Consider the following 15,754-nt stretch of genomic DNA (forward strand, 5'->3'; position numbering starts at 1 on the left):
GTTACGCGGTTTTTTAGAAGAGAGGTGCCTTGTGGTAGGGCAACTGGCTGTATGTAAACCAAATTTGGCTGCTACATATGGCAGTAAAGCCAGACTTTGCCTGACCTATATCAAAAAGTCTATTATATTTGCTATGAAACCGATTGCCCGGCTAACGGCCATGCAGCAGCAGCATTTTAGCGAGGCAACCTGGCGTGTCAGTACCGTTTATAACCTGAGTGCCGCCCCCTCGTTGGTGGTAGTATAACCTTAAACTAACAAGATAAAATGACGACAAAAACAGCGAAGATTGTTTACACCATAACCGATGAAGCGCCAGCGCTGGCGACATACTCTCTATTGCCGATTGTAAAGACCTTCACCAAGGCCGCGGGCATCGAGGTGGAGACCCGGGATATCTCGCTTGCCGGACGCATCCTGGCGGCCTTCCCCGAGCATCTTTCCGAGGAGCAGAAAAAAGCCGACGAACTGGCTTACCTGGGTGACCTGGCCAAGACGCCGGAAGCCAATATCATCAAGCTGCCCAATATCAGCGCCTCTATCCCGCAGCTAACGGCGGCGATCAAGGAGCTGCAGGCGCAGGGCTACAACATCCCGGATTATCCGGCGGAGCCGAAGAACGACGCTGAGAAAGAAGCCAAGGCGCGTTACGCCAAAATACTGGGCAGCGCCGTGAACCCGGTGTTGCGCGAGGGAAACTCCGACCGCCGTGTGGCAGACGCCGTGAAGCAATACGCGAAGAAGAACCCGCACTCAATGGGCGACTGGACAGCCGACTCTAAAACGCACGTGGCGCATATGCGCGAAGGCGACTTTTACGGCAGCGAGAAATCCGTTGTCGTGGAGAAGGCAGGGGATGTGAAGATAGAGTTTGTGGCTGCTGACGGAACGACGAAAACGCTGAAGGAAAAGACTTCCCTGAAGGAAGGCGAGGTGATTGATGCGGCCGTGATGAGCCGGAAGGCGTTGCGCTCGTTCCTGGAGAAGGAGATAAAGGACGCCAAAGAAAAGGACGTGCTGCTGTCGCTGCACCTGAAAGCGACCATGATGAAAGTGTCGGACCCAATTATGTTCGGGCACGCCGTTACGGTTTTCTTCAAGGATGTGTTTGACAAGCACGCCGCCACTTTCGAGGAGATAGGCGTGGACCCGAAAAACGGCCTGGGCGATGTATACGCCAAGATCAAAAACCTGCCGGAAGAGAAGCGGGCTGAGATAGAAGCTGACCTCAAAGCCGCCTCACAAAAAGGCCCTGCGCTGGCCATGGTGAACTCCGACAAGGGCATCACCAACCTGCACGTGCCGAGCGACGTGATCATCGATGCCTCGATGCCGGCCGCCATTCGCTCGTCCGGAAAAATGTGGGGACCCGATGGCAAACTGCACGACACCAAAGCCATCATCCCGGACCGCAGCTACGCCGGCATCTACCAGGAGGTGATTGACTTCCACAAGGAAAACGGCGCGTTTGATGTCACGACCATGGGCACCGTTCCCAACATCGGTTTGATGGCCCAGAAAGCGGAGGAGTACGGCTCGCACGACAAGACGTTCGAGATGACGGAAAGCGGCACCGTGCGGGTAGTGGATGCGGCGGGCAATACGTTGCTGGAGCAGACAGTAGAGGAAGGCGATATCTTCCGGATGACGCAGACCAAGGACCTGCCGATCCAGGACTGGGTGAAACTGGCGGTGACGCGGGCGCGCATCACCAACACGCCGGCTATTTTCTGGCTGGACCCGCAGCGGGCGCACGACGCCAACCTAATCAAGAAAGTGGAGCGCTACCTGAAAGACCACGACACCAACGGCCTGGACATTCAGATCATGTCGCCGGTGGAGGCGATGCGCTATACCCTGAAGCGCGCCAAAGAAGGCAAAGACACTATTTCGGTAACCGGCAACGTGCTGCGCGACTACCTCACCGACCTGTTCCCGATCCTGGAGCTGGGCACAAGCGCCAAAATGCTTTCCATCGTTCCGCTGCTGGACGGCGGCGGCCTGTTCGAGACAGGTGCCGGTGGCTCTGCCCCGAAGCACGTGCAGCAGTTCACAGAGGAGAACTACCTGCGCTGGGATTCGCTTGGGGAGTTCCTGGCATTGGCGGTTTCGCTGGAAGACCTCGCTTTTAAGACCAAAAACGAAAAGGCGGAGGTGCTGGCGGCGGCCCTGAACAAGGCAAACGCGGAGTTCCTGGAGAAAGACAAATCGCCTGCGCGCAAAGTAGGGGAGATCGATAACCGGGGCAGCCACTTCTACCTGGCGCTGTACTGGGCGCAGGCGCTGGCCGAGCAATCCGAGAACAAGGAACTGCAGGAACGGTTCTCTAAACTGGCGAAGGAGCTGAGCGAGAACGAAACCAGAATCGTGGACGAGCTGATCGCCGCACAGGGCAAGCCCGTGGATATAGGCGGCTACTACCATCCGGATATAGAGAAAACAGAAAAAGCCATGCGCCCCAGCGAAACGCTGAACCGCATCCTGGCGAATTTCTAAGAAGAGGTTATGCTATATATAAAAAGGCTGCCGGGGAGATCGGGCAGCCTTTTTTGTTTCTATATATGACTTATTTGTTGGGTTGAGACTGCACCGGCGGGGCTGTAGCCGTTAGGATTTTATATATAAATAACGTGAGTTCAGGTAAAGCCAAATCAGGCAGAGCGAGGTTTTAAATAGCGGCTCGCGAAGTCGGTCTCCCTGCCGCAAGTTTAGCGCAGCGCAACATGTGGTTATATAGGGCAGAAGTCTGTGACTTCTTTGCTTTGAAAAAGCAAGGGTTGTAGTAACCGAAGCTATACCATAAGCTTCAGCAAAAACTCATCAGCCAACGTACCCTTTTCTGCTCCGCAGAAAGCAAGTTGAAAACTTGCGCTCATGGGCAGCCACAAGTTACGCTGGCGCTAAACTTGCGGCATAAAAGACTACAGGAAAAAAATACCCCCTCCTATTTAGAAGGAGGGGGCAGGGGGAGGTCCTTCTACAGCGGGAGGTTAGTACCCAAACAGCTCCTTCAGGCTCAGCTGCTTCACTTTGCCGTACTTTTCCAGTTCCTTGAAGTTCAGCTTGTCTTTAGACCCGATCACCAGGATGGCCTGCGGCTGGGCTTTGATGTACTTCTGCTGGAACTCCTTCAGCTGGTCGAAGGTCATGGTGTTGGCGCTCTGGTACACATCCTGCCGGATGTCGTAGTTAAGGCCGAGGCGCTTGGCCCGCTCATAGTCGAACAGGATGCCGGACTTGGTGATGCGCTCCGTCGAGATGCTGTTGCGCAGCGAGGCTTGGGCGTTCTGGAAGTTCGCGTCCGCCAGCGGCATCTCCGTCAGCAGCGCCTGCATCCCGGCCATCGCCTCCGACAGCTTGTCGGCCTGCGCGCCTATATAGGACAGCAGGTAATTGGCGCGGCCTTTCTTGGCGGCGGGGGAGTAGAAAGAGTACGTAGAGTAAGCCAGCGCCTTCGACTCGCGGAGGTCCTGGAACACGATGCCGCCCATATACTCGTTGTAGAGCCGAACCACCGGAACGATGTCTTTGGTATAGGGCACCGATTTGCTCAGGAACAGCATCTCGGCCTGCACCATGTCATAATCGGCCCAATACACGGTTGGCTCCTTAAAGTCGAGCTCGGCATATACTTTTTCGGCGGGCACGGGTTTCAGCGTGGCGGGCGTCCTGTGGCTCTCGTTCAGCACGGCAGCCAGGGCGTCTGTCTCACGGGGGCCGTAATACAGCACGCGGTGCTCGTATGTGGGGATGCTCTTGATGATGCTCACCAGCTCCTGCGGCTTCACGGCCTTCAGCTCCTTCTCGCTTAGCAGCGTGTTGAAGGGGTTCTTCTTGCCGTACTTGGCGAAGTTCACCATGGCCTGCTGCAGGATTACGCCCTTGTTCTTCTTAGCGTCCTCACGGGCTTTCAGCGTGCCGGCCACCATGTCGTTCAGGGCCTGCTGGTCTGGTTTCGGATTGGCCAGTACGCTTTCGAACAGGTTCAGGCCCTGCTCAAAGTTCTCATCCAGGCCGGTGAGGCTCACATATACCTGGTCGCCGGAGGAGAACACGTCAAACGAGGTGCCCAGCTTGTAAAACTCCTTCTGCAGCTCCTCGGCCGAGTACTTGTCGGTGCCCAGGTACTTCAGGTAGTTCACCGCCATGCCCAGTTTCTGGTCGTTGTTGGTGCCCATATCCAGGATGTAGTATAGCTGGAACAGGCCGTTGTCTTTGTTTTTAGTATAGATGAGCGGGATATCCTGCTTCAGCTTCGTCTCCACCAGGTCCTTGCTGTAGTCGATGAACACGGGCTGCAGCGGCGCTGCCTCCTTCGCCAGGAAAGCCTTGTAGTACTCCGACTGCGCATCGCGGTTTACGGCAACCGGCGTGATGGTGGGCTTCTCCACTTTCTGGGCGTTCGGGTCTTTGCCGGTGCGCTTATATACCAGCACGTAGTTGTTGTTGAAGTACTTGTTGGCGACTTCCATCACGTCCTGCTTCGTGATCTGGGCAAACTCGCTCGGGCGGCTCACGTACTTCTGCCACGGCATGTCATATATAAACGCGGAGACAAAGGCATCGGCGCGGTTTTGATTGTCTTCGTACGCCTGCACGGTGTTGATCTTATCATTGTTCACCACGGCCGTGATCAGCTCGTCCTCAAACTGGCCTTTCTTGATCATGTCCAGCTGCGCCAGCAGGAGGTCGCGCACCTGGTCCAGCGACTGGCCCTCGCGCGGCATGCCCGTCATCCGGAACGTGCCGTAATCTTTCATCGGCGTGTCGTAGGCATAGGATTGCAGCACCTTCTGCTGCTGGTTCAGGTTCAGGTCGATCAAACCGGCAGAACCGTTGTAGAGCAGGTTGCTGATCATCTGCACCACCAACGCGTCGCGGGTGTTGATGCCCGGCGTGCGGTAAGCGATCGACACGTTCTCCGCATCAGGCCCCAGCACCTCCTTCACGATGGGCTTTTGGATGGGCTGTTCCTGCGCCACCGTGAAGCCTGGCACCTGCTGCTGCTGCAGCCCGCCCCAATACTGGTCGATCAGGCGAATAGTTTCATCGAAGTCGATGTCGCCGGACATGGCAATGGCCATGTTGTTCGGCACATAGTATTTGTTAAAGTAGTTTTTGATCGCCGTGATGGACGGGTTCTTCAGGTGCTCGATGGTGCCGATGGTAGTTTGCGTGCCGTACTGGTGCGTCGGGAACAGCTCGGTGTTGATCACCTCCGCCACTTTGCGGCCGTCGCTGTCGAGGGTGCGGTTCTTCTCCTCGTATACCGCCTCCAGCTCGGTGTGGAACAGGCGCGGCACCATTTCCCGGAAACGGTCGGCCTCCAGCTCGAGCCAGCGCTCCAGCTGGTTGCTCGGGATGTCGTTCACATACACCGTCTGGTCAACCCAGGTATAGGCGTTCGTGCCCTTGGCACCGATGGCGGTAGTCGCTTTGTCGTACTCGTTGGCAATGGCATAGGTGGCCGCCACCCCGGACACGCTGTCTATCTGGTGGTAGATCTTTTTGCGCATCGCCGCATCGGTGGTCTTGCGGTACTGCTCATATAGCTGCTCGACCTTCGCCAGCTCAGCCTTCTCTTTCTCCCAGTCGGCGGTGCCCAGTTCCGTGGTGCCCTTAAACACCATGTGCTCCAGGTAGTGGGCCAGGCCCGTGGCGTCGGCCGGGTCGTTTTTGCTGCCCGCGCGCACGGCTATATAGGTCTGGATGCGCGGAGCATCCTCGTAGTCCGTCAGGTACACCTTCAGGCCGTTGTCCAGGGTGTAGATGCGGGCGTTCAGCGGGTCATTTTCCGCCGTTTCATAGGTGTATTCTTTCTCAGCGGGAGCCGCGGGGGCTGTTGCCGTCGCGTCGGTTGTCGATTGCGTTTGGTACGCCTCGTTCTTACACTGCGTGAACGTTAAGCCCAGCGCCAGCAGCAACAGAGCGGAACCTCTTTTAGTAGCCATAGTTTGTTTGCGATATATCAACGTGAAAAAAGTATCAGGACATACGGCCACCAGCACAGGCAGGCAGGCTTTATATATCGCTGCCTGCCTGTGTGTTTAAAACGACCACAAAGAAGTGTGGAGGCTTTCTGCTATATACCCCGTTACTTGTTTATAAAGATAGGAACATTTAAGACTAAAAGTCCATGTCTAGGCCCAACCGCTGCTTCATATCGACGAGCATGGGATATTTATCGGCCAGGTAGTTGAATTTATCCTGCGAGGTGTACATTTTGTTCCCTTCCTGCAGCTCCATCACCTCTGCCTTGAGCTTGATGCTGCGGTTGCCGAGTTCTTTCTTGAGCTCCGCCAGCAGCGCGGGGCGCAGGGACGTGAACTGGTCCAGCATCACGTGGTTCTCGAGGTGCAGCGTGATCTCATTCTGGTCGCTCACGTGGTACTGGCGGTTCAGGAGCGTGTACTCCATCATGTTCTCCTCCCGCTTGCGGCGCAGCACGCTGTGCCACACCGTTTTCAGGCGGGCGGCGTCTACGGGCACCACCGTGCCGTAGCTTGTCTCCTCCTCTTCCTCGGCCACGGCTGTTTCAGGGGCGACGGCCGGAGCCTGCTGCAGGTCCTTCAGGCTGGGCAGCTTGCCCAGCTTTTTAGGCGGCGGCAACTGCACGCCGGCGCGCGGCGTGTGGGCGCTCGGGATCGGGCTTGAGCCGGGAGGGGTCTGCGGATTGGCTGGGGCTATATGGGCATCCGGGGTTACCTGCTGCGGCGCGGGTGGCTGCTGCAGGTCTTCGGAAGGTATATGATTCGGGGCGTGCGGCTGCTGCAGGCGCTCTGACGGCACGCTGCCTGGCGCTGCTGGCTGCTGCAGCCCCTCCGACGGTATATGGCCGCCTTGCCTTTGCGGCGGCTGCATGGCTGCCGCAGGCGTGGCAGTGGCACCTGCTGAACCGGTAGCGGCTGGTGCCGGCGCTGCTACCTTAGCTTTTTTTACTGCTTCCCCGTTTTGGGCAAAGCTCAGCGCGGCGTTCAGGTGCGCCATCTTCATCAGGCACAGCTCCACGTGCAGACGCTGGTTTTTGCTGCTCTTGTAGTGCGTGTCGCAGGTGCTCACCAGGTTCAGCCCCGAAAGCAAAAACGACACGCTTGCCTTCTGCGACTGCTCCGCGTACTTCGCCTTTATATTGTCCGATACCTCCAGCAACTGCACTGTCGCCTGGTCTTTGCACACCAGCAGGCTGCGGAAGTGCTCGCCCACGCCAACCAGAAAGTTGTGCGCGTCGAAGCCGTTCTTCAGGATCTCGTCGAACAGCAGCAGGGAGCCCGACAGGTTCTGCCCCAGCAGGTAGTCCGTCAGCCGGAAGTAGTAATCGTAGTCCAGGATGTGCAGGTTCTCAACGGTGGCCTTATAGGTCACGTTGCTGCCCGAGAAGGTCACCATCTGGTCGAAGATCGATAGCGCGTCGCGCAGGGCGCCGTCTGCTTTCTGCGAGATCAGGTGCAGGGCATCCGGCTCCGCCTGTATCTGCTCCTTGGTGGCGATGCTGCCCAGGTGGCGCACCATGTCCTCGATGCGGATGCGGTTAAAGTCGAAGATCTGGCAGCGCGACAGGATGGTCGGGATGATCTTGTGGCGCTCGGTGGTGGCCAGGATGAAAATGGCATAGGCAGGCGGCTCTTCCAGCGTCTTCAGGAACGCGTTGAAGGCCTGGTTCGAGAGCATGTGCACCTCGTCTATGATATAGATCTTGTACTTGCCGGTTTGCGGCGCATAGCGCACCTGCTCCACCAGGTTCCGGATATCCTCCACCGAGTTGTTGGAGGCGGCATCGAGCTCATGAATATTGAAGGAGCTGTTGCTGTTAAAGCTGCGGCACGACTCGCACACGTTGCAGGCTTCCACCTCCGGGGTGATGTTCTGGCAGTTAATGGTTTTCGCCAGGATGCGGGCACAGGTGGTTTTGCCCACGCCGCGCGGACCGCAGAAAAGAAATGCCTGCGCCAGGTGCTGGCTGCTGATGGCGTTTTTGAGGGTGTTGGTGATATGGTGCTGCCCCACCACGCTGTCGAACGTGGTCGGCCGGTATTTGCGCGCTGATACTACAAAATTTTCCATTAGGACAAAGATAATCAAACTGAAGCATAGATGGGAGAGGATAGAGTGAGTAGTTTTCCAGCTACTTATCCACCCGTCAGCCAGCCCCACAGCGTAACTTCTATCGCCTCCAAAATAGTGAACTTCTGCAGGCTAAGCCACACTAAGAGGGAGGTATATAAAGTGGAGTAGTTGCCCGTCCGGCAAATGGCAGCAGGAAAGAGGCTGCTTTCAGATTAGTAAGAGGTGATGAAGCGACAAGGGAAATTCGTGTTGCTACCGCACCGACTCATATCCTCCCACAACGCCCTTTTTCGATAATACCATTTGCCAGAGCTGGTTGTTGCGGGACCGCATCGAGCCGGCGCTGGAAAGCAGGTAGTACTTCCACATCCGGTAAAACCGCTCGTCGTATTCGCCCTTTAACTGCTCCCAATTGTGGTCGAAGTTATGGAACCAGGCCATCAGCGTAGGATCATAATAGGCGCCAAAGTTGTGCAGGTCTTCTACTATGAACAAATGCTCCATGGCAGCCCCCAGTTGTTTCAGGGAGGGGATGAGGCAGTTCGGGAATATATATTTGTCGATGAACGGGTCGGGGGAGGTTTTAGAAAAAGGGTGCCCGATGGTGTGCAGCAGGAAGAAGCCCTCGTCGCTGAGGCAGCGGGCGGCCACCTGCATATAGGTGCGCAGGTTACGGTATCCCACCGCCTCGGCCATGCCGATGGAGACGATGTGGTCAAACTTCTCGTTCACGTCGCGGTAGTCCTGGAACCGGAGCTCCACCGGTAGCCCCGCGCACATTTCCCTCCCCAGCTTCAGTTGCTCCTGCGAGATGGTGATGCCTACCACCGTCGCCCCGTAGCGCTCTGCCGCAAACTTCGCGAAGCTGCCCCAGCCACAGCCGATGTCGAGCACCCGCTGCCCCGGCTGCAGCCCGATCTTGCGGCAGATCAGGTCCATTTTGTTTTCCTGCGCCTGGTCCAGGTTGTCTGCGTTCTTCCAGTAGCCGCAGGTGTAGGTCATGCGCTTGTCCAGCATCAGTTGGTAGAGGTGGTTGCCCAGGTCGTAGTGCCGCTGGATGTTGTCCACGGCTTTCCGCTTTGTCTGCAGGTTCGTCACCTTGGCCAGCAAAATCTCCATAACCGTTTTCCAGCCAAACCGGGCCTTCCGGTACAGGTCCGCCCGGAATGCCTTGTTTACAAACTCATCAATGCTGTCGCAGTCCCACCAGCCGTCCATATAGGATTCACCCAAACCCAGCGTTCCCTGGCTCAGCACCCGCTTATAGAACCTGTCGTCATGCACGTGCAGGTCCCACGGGTCCGGCCCGTTTATTTTAATATCCGCTGTGGCTAAGATATCCGTCACGCTTTGTTGCAGGCTCTGGCTCTTCATAGAGATATATGTTGCTGGTATATAGGTGTGTGCTTTTATTTACCTCTCAACGGGAGCAGCACGCAATAGTTAAGTGCGGTGAAAGAAGAAGGTAAATAGCAGGCTGCGGGCTGCCATATATAAGCTGCAGTATATATAAACGGAATGCCCGCCAGTGTTACTTTGCAGTGCCCTCCGGCCCTCCGCGAGTGAGGTGTAGCGAAGCTAACCCGAGACGCCCACAGGATGTGCAGGCGCTTTAGCTGTTGAACGTCAGCCGGAACACGGTGCCTACCCCTTCCTGGCTCTCCACCTGGATATGGCCCTTGTGCAGCAGCATGATGTGCTTGGCGAGGCTGAGGCCGATGCCGGAGCCGTCCTTGTGGGAGGTGAAGAACGGGATGAAAATGCTTTCGAGAAGCTCCTCCGGAATGCCGCTGCCGTTGTCCTCCACCTCAATCACTGTTTTCCCGTCCGCCTGCTGCGCCGCCAGGATGATGCGCGGCTGGGGCCGGCCCTCTACCGCCCTTTTCGCATTGAGGAGGAGGTTGATGAGCACCTGCTCCAGCAGCGTCACGTCGGCGCTCAGGGTCAGGTCCTTTGGCTGGAGGTGGCATATAAACAGGATGCCCTGCGCCTCCAGCTGCGGGCGCATCAGCCCGTCGATGCTGTTGAACAGCTCCTGCACATACACCGTGGTCAGCAGCAGCTGCTGCGACTTGTTCAGGTTGCGGTAAAAGTGCGTGAAGCGCAACAGCCCCTCGCTCCGCTTTTTGATAATGGCGATTCCCTCCTCGGTGTCCTCCAGCAGCTCCGGGTCCGGGGCTATGTTAGGCTCCCGCTCATAGCGCTCGCGCTCCTGCTGCAGGTGCCTGCCCATGGTATCGGCCAGCGAGGCGATGGGGGCCACCGAGTTCATGATTTCGTGCGTCATCACGCGCAGCAGCTTCTGCCAGGCCTCCGTCTCGGTTTCGTCTACGGTAGTGCTCACGTTCTTTACCGCGATCAGGAGCAGGTGGCGGTGCTGCATCGTGAAGGACGAGGCCGAGAGCAACAGTTGGGAGGTGCCGTTGGGGAGCTTCAGCTTCAGGAGCCTGTTCTCGCCGGGGTGTAGCTGCTGCACCGCCTCGTACAGTGCGGGGTAGCGGGGCTCCAGGCTGTGGAGGCTTTTGAGATAGGGCAGGCTCAGGGTCTTCTTCAGCGCCTCGTTTACCCATTCCACCTCACCGGTTTCCTCTTCCACCGCCATGATGCCTGTGTCGATGAGCTGCAAAATGGTCTGCATGTACTGGAACTGCGCCTCCTTCTCGATGTGCAGCTGCTTAAACGTGTCGTTGATCAGGTTGAAGGCCCGGTGCAGCTGCTGCAGCGAACTGTTGGTGGTTTGCTCGTTAAAGCGCTGCGAGAAATCGCGCTGCTTCACGGCGTGCAGGAACTTCGCCAGCTCGTTGTTGCTGCGCGTCACGTACCGCGCCAGTTCCCATACCTGTGCCAGCATCACCAGTATGCCCGAGGCCACCTGCAGCCACGTGAACTGCGCCAGGTAGTGCAGCGTGACGTACATCATGCCCAGCAAAAGAAGGAAGCGGACGAACAGCCCGATCTCTAATCGTTTAAATATCATGCTTGTTCAGGCGGCGGTAGAGGGCGGTGCGCGTCAGGCCAAGCTCCTTGGCCGACCGGGAGATGTTGCCTTTGTTCTTTTCGATGACGCGCCGGATCGTCTCCCGCTCTATCTCGTGCAGCGGCAGCGACACGGCGGGCATCGCGACAGCGGTGGCGTCCTGCGCGGCCGGCATCTCCATCTTCGAGAAACTGAAGTCCTGCGGTTGCAGCACATCGCCCTCGGCCATGATGATGGCCCGCTCCACAGCGTGCTGCAGCTCCCGGATGTTGCCCGGCCAACTGTGCTGGTTCAGCTTCCGCAGCGTGGCCTCCGCGAAGGTGGGCACCGGCTTGTGGTTTTTGGCGGCATAATGGGCGGCGAAATGCCGGGCCAGCAACTCTACATCGCCGTGGCGCTCGCGCAGGGGCGGCAGCGTGATCTCCACCGTGTTGATACGGTAGATCAGGTCTTTCCGGAACTGGTTTCTGGCCGCCAGGTCATATATAGGCTCGTTGGTGGCCGATATCAGCCGGATATCTACCGGCACGGGCGTGTTGGAGCCCAGTGGGATGACCTGCCGGTTCTGCAGCACCGTCAGCAGCTTGGCCTGCATGGCGGGCGAGATGTTCCCGATCTCATCAAGGAACAGCGTGCCGCCGTTCGCCGCCTCAAAGCGGCCGGTGCGGTCTTCTTTGGCGTCGGTAAAAGCGCCTTTCTTATAGCCGAACAGCTCGCTCTCGAATAGCGAGTCGGTGAGGGCGGCAATGTCCACGCTGACAAAGGGCTTGCCTGCCCGGAACGATTTCTGATGCAATGCCTGTGCCACCAGCTCCTTGCCGGTCCCGTTTTCCCCGAGGATCAGCACGTTCGCCTCGGTCGGGGCGATCTTCTCGATCTTGTAGAGGATGTCTTTGATCGCCTCCGACTCGCCTAAAATAGCACCGGCGCCCGCTTTTGCCGGGGCAGCCGCTGCTTTGCCGCCTTTGGCCTTCTGTTGCCGGGCCTCCAGCGCGTTGTGCAGCGTCTCGATGAGCTTGTCGTTGTGCCAGGGCTTCACGATAAAATCAAACGCGCCCTCTTTCAGCGACCGCACCGCCAGTTCCACGTCGCCGTAGGCGGTAATCAGCACCACTGTCGCCTCAGGGTCTTTGGCCAGTATTTTCTTCAACCAGAAGATGCCCTCGTTGCCCGTGTTCAGGGCGCTTTTAAAGTTCATGTCCAGGAAGATGGCATCAAACCGCTCTTTGTCGAGCAGCGGGAGCAGGTTTTCTGGGTTTTTCTCCGTCACCACCTGCTTCACTTCTGTCTTGAGTAGCATCTTGATGGCAAAGAGCACATCGCTCTCGTCATCTACTACCAGTATCCGGGCGTTCTTTACTGCGGCCATAGGTGCTTTAAGTGCATTTTATACTTCCAAGATATAAAATCCTCCGGAATATCGTGAAATCCGGGTATATGGAAATCGCGCGCGGCCTATATGTGCTGTTCATTTCCACGCTGCTGCCGGGCTATGCCCGCCGCTGCAGTGTAACAGAAGCGCACACGTGTAGCGCCGGAAAGTGTATCAGAAGCGAACACTCCCAACCCTGATTAATTATATATAACACTGTGATTCAATCAGTTATTATTTTGGCATTTAAATTTCTTAAAGCTTTCCCGATACGCACCTGAACCGTGACAACCGGACAGGGAACAAATTTCTATAGCACAGCACAACGCCTAAAACTATGTATAAGAACTATCTTAAAATGGCTTTCCGCAACCTGATGCGGCACAAGATCTTCTCCCTCATCAACATCGCAGGCCTGGCGCTGGGTATGACCTGCAGCATCCTGATCCTGCTGTGGGTGAAGGACGAGCTGAGCTTTGACCGTTTCCATAAGCACCAGCCGGAACTGTACCGGGTGATGCAACTCCAGCACTACCCCGGAGGCGATAACCTGACCGTGTCAGCAACTCCGGGGCCGCTGGCGGAAGTACTGGAGCAGGAGTTTCCGGAGGTGAAGTATGCGGTCCGCAGCACTACCTGGGAGTGGAAACAGCTTTTCGCCTACCACGACAAGTCGCTTAAAGTGAGCGGGCGCTACACAGACCCGGAATTTTTCGAGGTGTTCTCTTTCCCGTTGCTGTACGGTGATCCGGCGCAGGTGCTGCGGCAGCCGAATTCGGTGGTGATATCGGAGAAAGTGGCCAGGCAGTTCTTCGACGCTCCTGAGGAGGCGATGGGCCAGATGTTCAGGATCGATAACAGCAAGAGCTATAAAGTGACCGGCGTGATGCAGGACGTGCCCAAGAACTCTTCCATGCAGTTTGACTACGTGATGCCGGTGGATGACTGGATCAAAAGCCCCGGGAACGAATGGCTGAAGGATTGGGGAAGCAACGCGCTGCGGACTTTTCTGCTGCTGAAGCCGGGCTCCGACATCGCCGCATTCAACAAGAAGATACGACCCGTGGTGCAGGACCACCACGACGGCTATAAAAAAGAGCTGTTCGTGCAGCCGTTCGGCGACATGTACCTCTACGACGACTTCCGGGGTGGCGAAGTGGCAAGCGGCAGGATCGAAAATGTGCGGCTGTTCGCTGTCGTGGCTGTGTTCATACTGGTTATCGCCTGCATCAACTTCATGAACCTGGCCACGGCACGCTCCGCGAAGCGCGCGAAAGAAGTGGGCGTACGCAAGGTGATCGGTGCCAGTAAGCCCGAACTGATCCGTCAGTTCCTGGTAGAGTCGATGCTGGTTTCTTTCCTGGCGTTGTTCCTGTCGCTTAACCTGGCGGGGATGCTCCTGCCGCAGTTCAACGACCTGACCGGTAAGTTTATCCAACTGGACCTGACAGACCCCTCGATGATGGCCTTGCTCCTGGGCATAGCCGTGTTAGCGGGCCTCTTATCCGGCAGCTACCCGGCCTTTTTTCTGTCGTCGTTTAAGCCGGCGGTCGTTTTGAAGAGCACTGTGCGGATGGGCACCGGCGGTGTGTTGCTTCGCAAAGGCCTGGTGGTGTTTCAGTTTATCCTGTCGGCGCTGCTCATCATCAGCACGCTGGTGGTGTATATGCAGTTGCATTATATCCGCACCAAGAACATAGGCATGAACCGGGAAAACCTGATTTATGTGCCCATGGAAGGGGAACTGCAAAACCGCTACGAGGTGGTGAAGCGCGAACTGGAGGATGTGCCGGGCATCCTGTCGGTCACGTCGGCTAACCAAAACCCGCTGATGATCGGCAACTCGACCGGCGACGTGAACTGGCGGGGCAAAGACCCTGATGCCGGTATTCTGTTCAGCGTGATGACGGTGGATTATGACTTTGCCGAGACCATGGGCGTGACGCTGAAAGAGGGGCGTGACTTCTCCAGGGAATATGGCACCGACACCGCCGCTTTTTTAGTGAATGAGGAAGCCGCCCGCCTGATGCAAATGCAGGACCCGGTAGGCGAGTGGCTGCAATGGGATGTGGAGGGTCATATCGTGGGGGTGATGCGAAACTTCCACTCTACCTCCATGCACATTCCTACTCAGCCGCTTGTGCTGCGCCTGAGGCCCGAATCCGAAAACCTAGTTTTCGCACGGGTGGCCCCCGGAAAAACGACGGAGGTGCTCACCGCCATGGAGCAGATTCTGAAGCGGCACAACCCGGTCTTCCCGTTTGAATACCGCTTCATGGACCAGGACTTCGAGATGATGTACAAAACGGAGGCAATCATGGGGCAGCTCACCAAATACTTTGCCGGCATTGCCATCTTCATCTCCTGCCTGGGCTTGTTTGGGCTGGCCCTGTTCACGGCCGAGCAGCGCACCAAGGAGATCGGGGTGCGGAAGGTGCTGGGAGCGTCGGTATCGGGCATCGTGTTTATGCTAAGCAAAGATTTCCTGAAACTGGTGTTCTTCGCCAACCTGATTGCCTTGCCGCTGGGCTGGTACTTTATGAGCGGCTGGCTGAACGACTACGCTGACCGGACAGAGATGAGCTGGTGGATTTTCGTGGTGGCGTTTGTGTCAACGGTGCTGATCGCCACGGTCACGCTCAGCTTCCACGCCATCCGGACGGCCCTTGCCAATCCGGTCACCTCGCTCCGCACCGAGTAGGCTAAAATGGCAGGCAGGGAATTTAGTATATGCCCCTGCCTTCCATTCATATATGCCGTAAATAGCAGCCCGGATAAAGTTGGGTCAGCGGCTATATATAGCCGGTGAAACAGTGGGGGTATATACTCCGGGTGAAACCTTACGCCGACAAATGCTGTTTTATAACAGGCCACGGGACAGGATTACCGATTAGTTTCTTATCTTTGTGGCATGCTTCTTGAAGAATATACTGCAGGAAGACGTTCTTTAACTTATGGGGATGACTGGAATTGACAGCTTGCGCAGATTGCGTGTAAGCATGCCGGGTGATGAACGTGCCACCTGTTAAAAATTCGTTCAAACAATAAATGGCGAATCTAACTACGCCATGGCTGCTTAATCTAGGTATTAAGTATTAAGCCATAGTCTCGTGCAGGTTTCGTGAAACTGCTTGCACATATGAGGCTTCGATCCGTTTTACTAGTCTGTGTAGCGATGTGATGCACAGGCGAAACTAAAGCATCTAAGGAGTGCGCATAAGCCTGGCTTATACTTGCAAGCTCCCGACAATCTGAATAAGCCTAAGCATGTAGAAGGCACGACGGTTTCCTTGTCTGGACCAGGGTTCGAATCCCTGCATCTCCACTATTAACTATTGTAA

Annotated in this window: 7 protein-coding genes and 1 other RNA gene; 3 read left to right on the forward strand and 5 right to left on the reverse strand. The window is 56.6% G+C overall.

The features are described from left to right. The first annotated feature begins 267 nt into the window (after nucleotides 1-267). Complete coding sequence (locus tag ABD920_RS10480; RefSeq protein ID WP_345158850.1) at nucleotides 268-2,496, forward strand: NADP-dependent isocitrate dehydrogenase; 2,229 nt, start codon at nucleotides 268-270, stop codon at nucleotides 2,494-2,496. Between the two features lie 494 nt (nucleotides 2,497-2,990). On the opposite strand, the gene ABD920_RS10485 is transcribed toward ABD920_RS10480, so the two are convergent. The 5 genes from ABD920_RS10485 to ABD920_RS10505 all read right to left on the reverse strand — a co-directional run bounded on the left by ABD920_RS10485 (nucleotide 2,991) and on the right by ABD920_RS10505 (nucleotide 12,410). Next, on the reverse strand, nucleotides 2,991-5,951 hold the full coding sequence (locus ABD920_RS10485) for a M16 family metallopeptidase (protein ID WP_345158851.1): 2,961 nt from the start codon (nucleotides 5,949-5,951) through the stop codon (nucleotides 2,991-2,993). 175 nt (nucleotides 5,952-6,126) lie between these two features. Further along, nucleotides 6,127-8,061 (reverse strand): DNA polymerase III subunit gamma/tau, encoded by a 1,935-nt coding sequence (locus tag ABD920_RS10490; protein WP_345158852.1) that lies wholly within the window; start codon nucleotides 8,059-8,061, stop codon nucleotides 6,127-6,129. A 255-nt stretch (nucleotides 8,062-8,316) separates the two neighbouring features. Then, complete coding sequence (gene cfa / locus ABD920_RS10495) at nucleotides 8,317-9,438, reverse strand: cyclopropane fatty acyl phospholipid synthase (protein WP_345158853.1); 1,122 nt, start codon at nucleotides 9,436-9,438, stop codon at nucleotides 8,317-8,319. Between the two features lie 238 nt (nucleotides 9,439-9,676). Further along, nucleotides 9,677-11,041: a sensor histidine kinase gene (locus tag ABD920_RS10500; protein ID WP_345158854.1), complete on the reverse strand. Its 1,365-nt coding sequence runs from the start codon at nucleotides 11,039-11,041 to the stop codon at nucleotides 9,677-9,679. Beyond that, nucleotides 11,031-12,410, reverse strand: a complete 1,380-nt coding sequence (locus ABD920_RS10505) for a sigma-54-dependent transcriptional regulator (protein ID WP_345158855.1) — start codon at nucleotides 12,408-12,410, stop codon at nucleotides 11,031-11,033. The genes ABD920_RS10500 and ABD920_RS10505 overlap by 11 nt, the downstream gene beginning before the upstream one ends. A gap of 340 nt (nucleotides 12,411-12,750) precedes the next feature. Between ABD920_RS10505 and ABD920_RS10510 the strand changes: the two genes are divergently transcribed. Next, a complete protein-coding gene (locus ABD920_RS10510; protein ID WP_345158856.1) occupies nucleotides 12,751-15,114 on the forward strand; it encodes an ABC transporter permease in 2,364 nt (787 codons plus the stop codon). Nucleotides 15,115-15,369: 255 nt separating this feature from the next. Beyond that, nucleotides 15,370-15,741: a transfer-messenger RNA gene (gene ssrA, locus ABD920_RS10515) on the forward strand. Nucleotides 15,742-15,754 lie beyond the last annotated feature (13 nt).

It is taken from the genome of Pontibacter saemangeumensis (assembly GCF_039541895.1).
In the GTDB taxonomy this organism is placed as follows: Bacteria; Bacteroidota; Bacteroidia; order Cytophagales; family Hymenobacteraceae; genus Pontibacter; species Pontibacter saemangeumensis.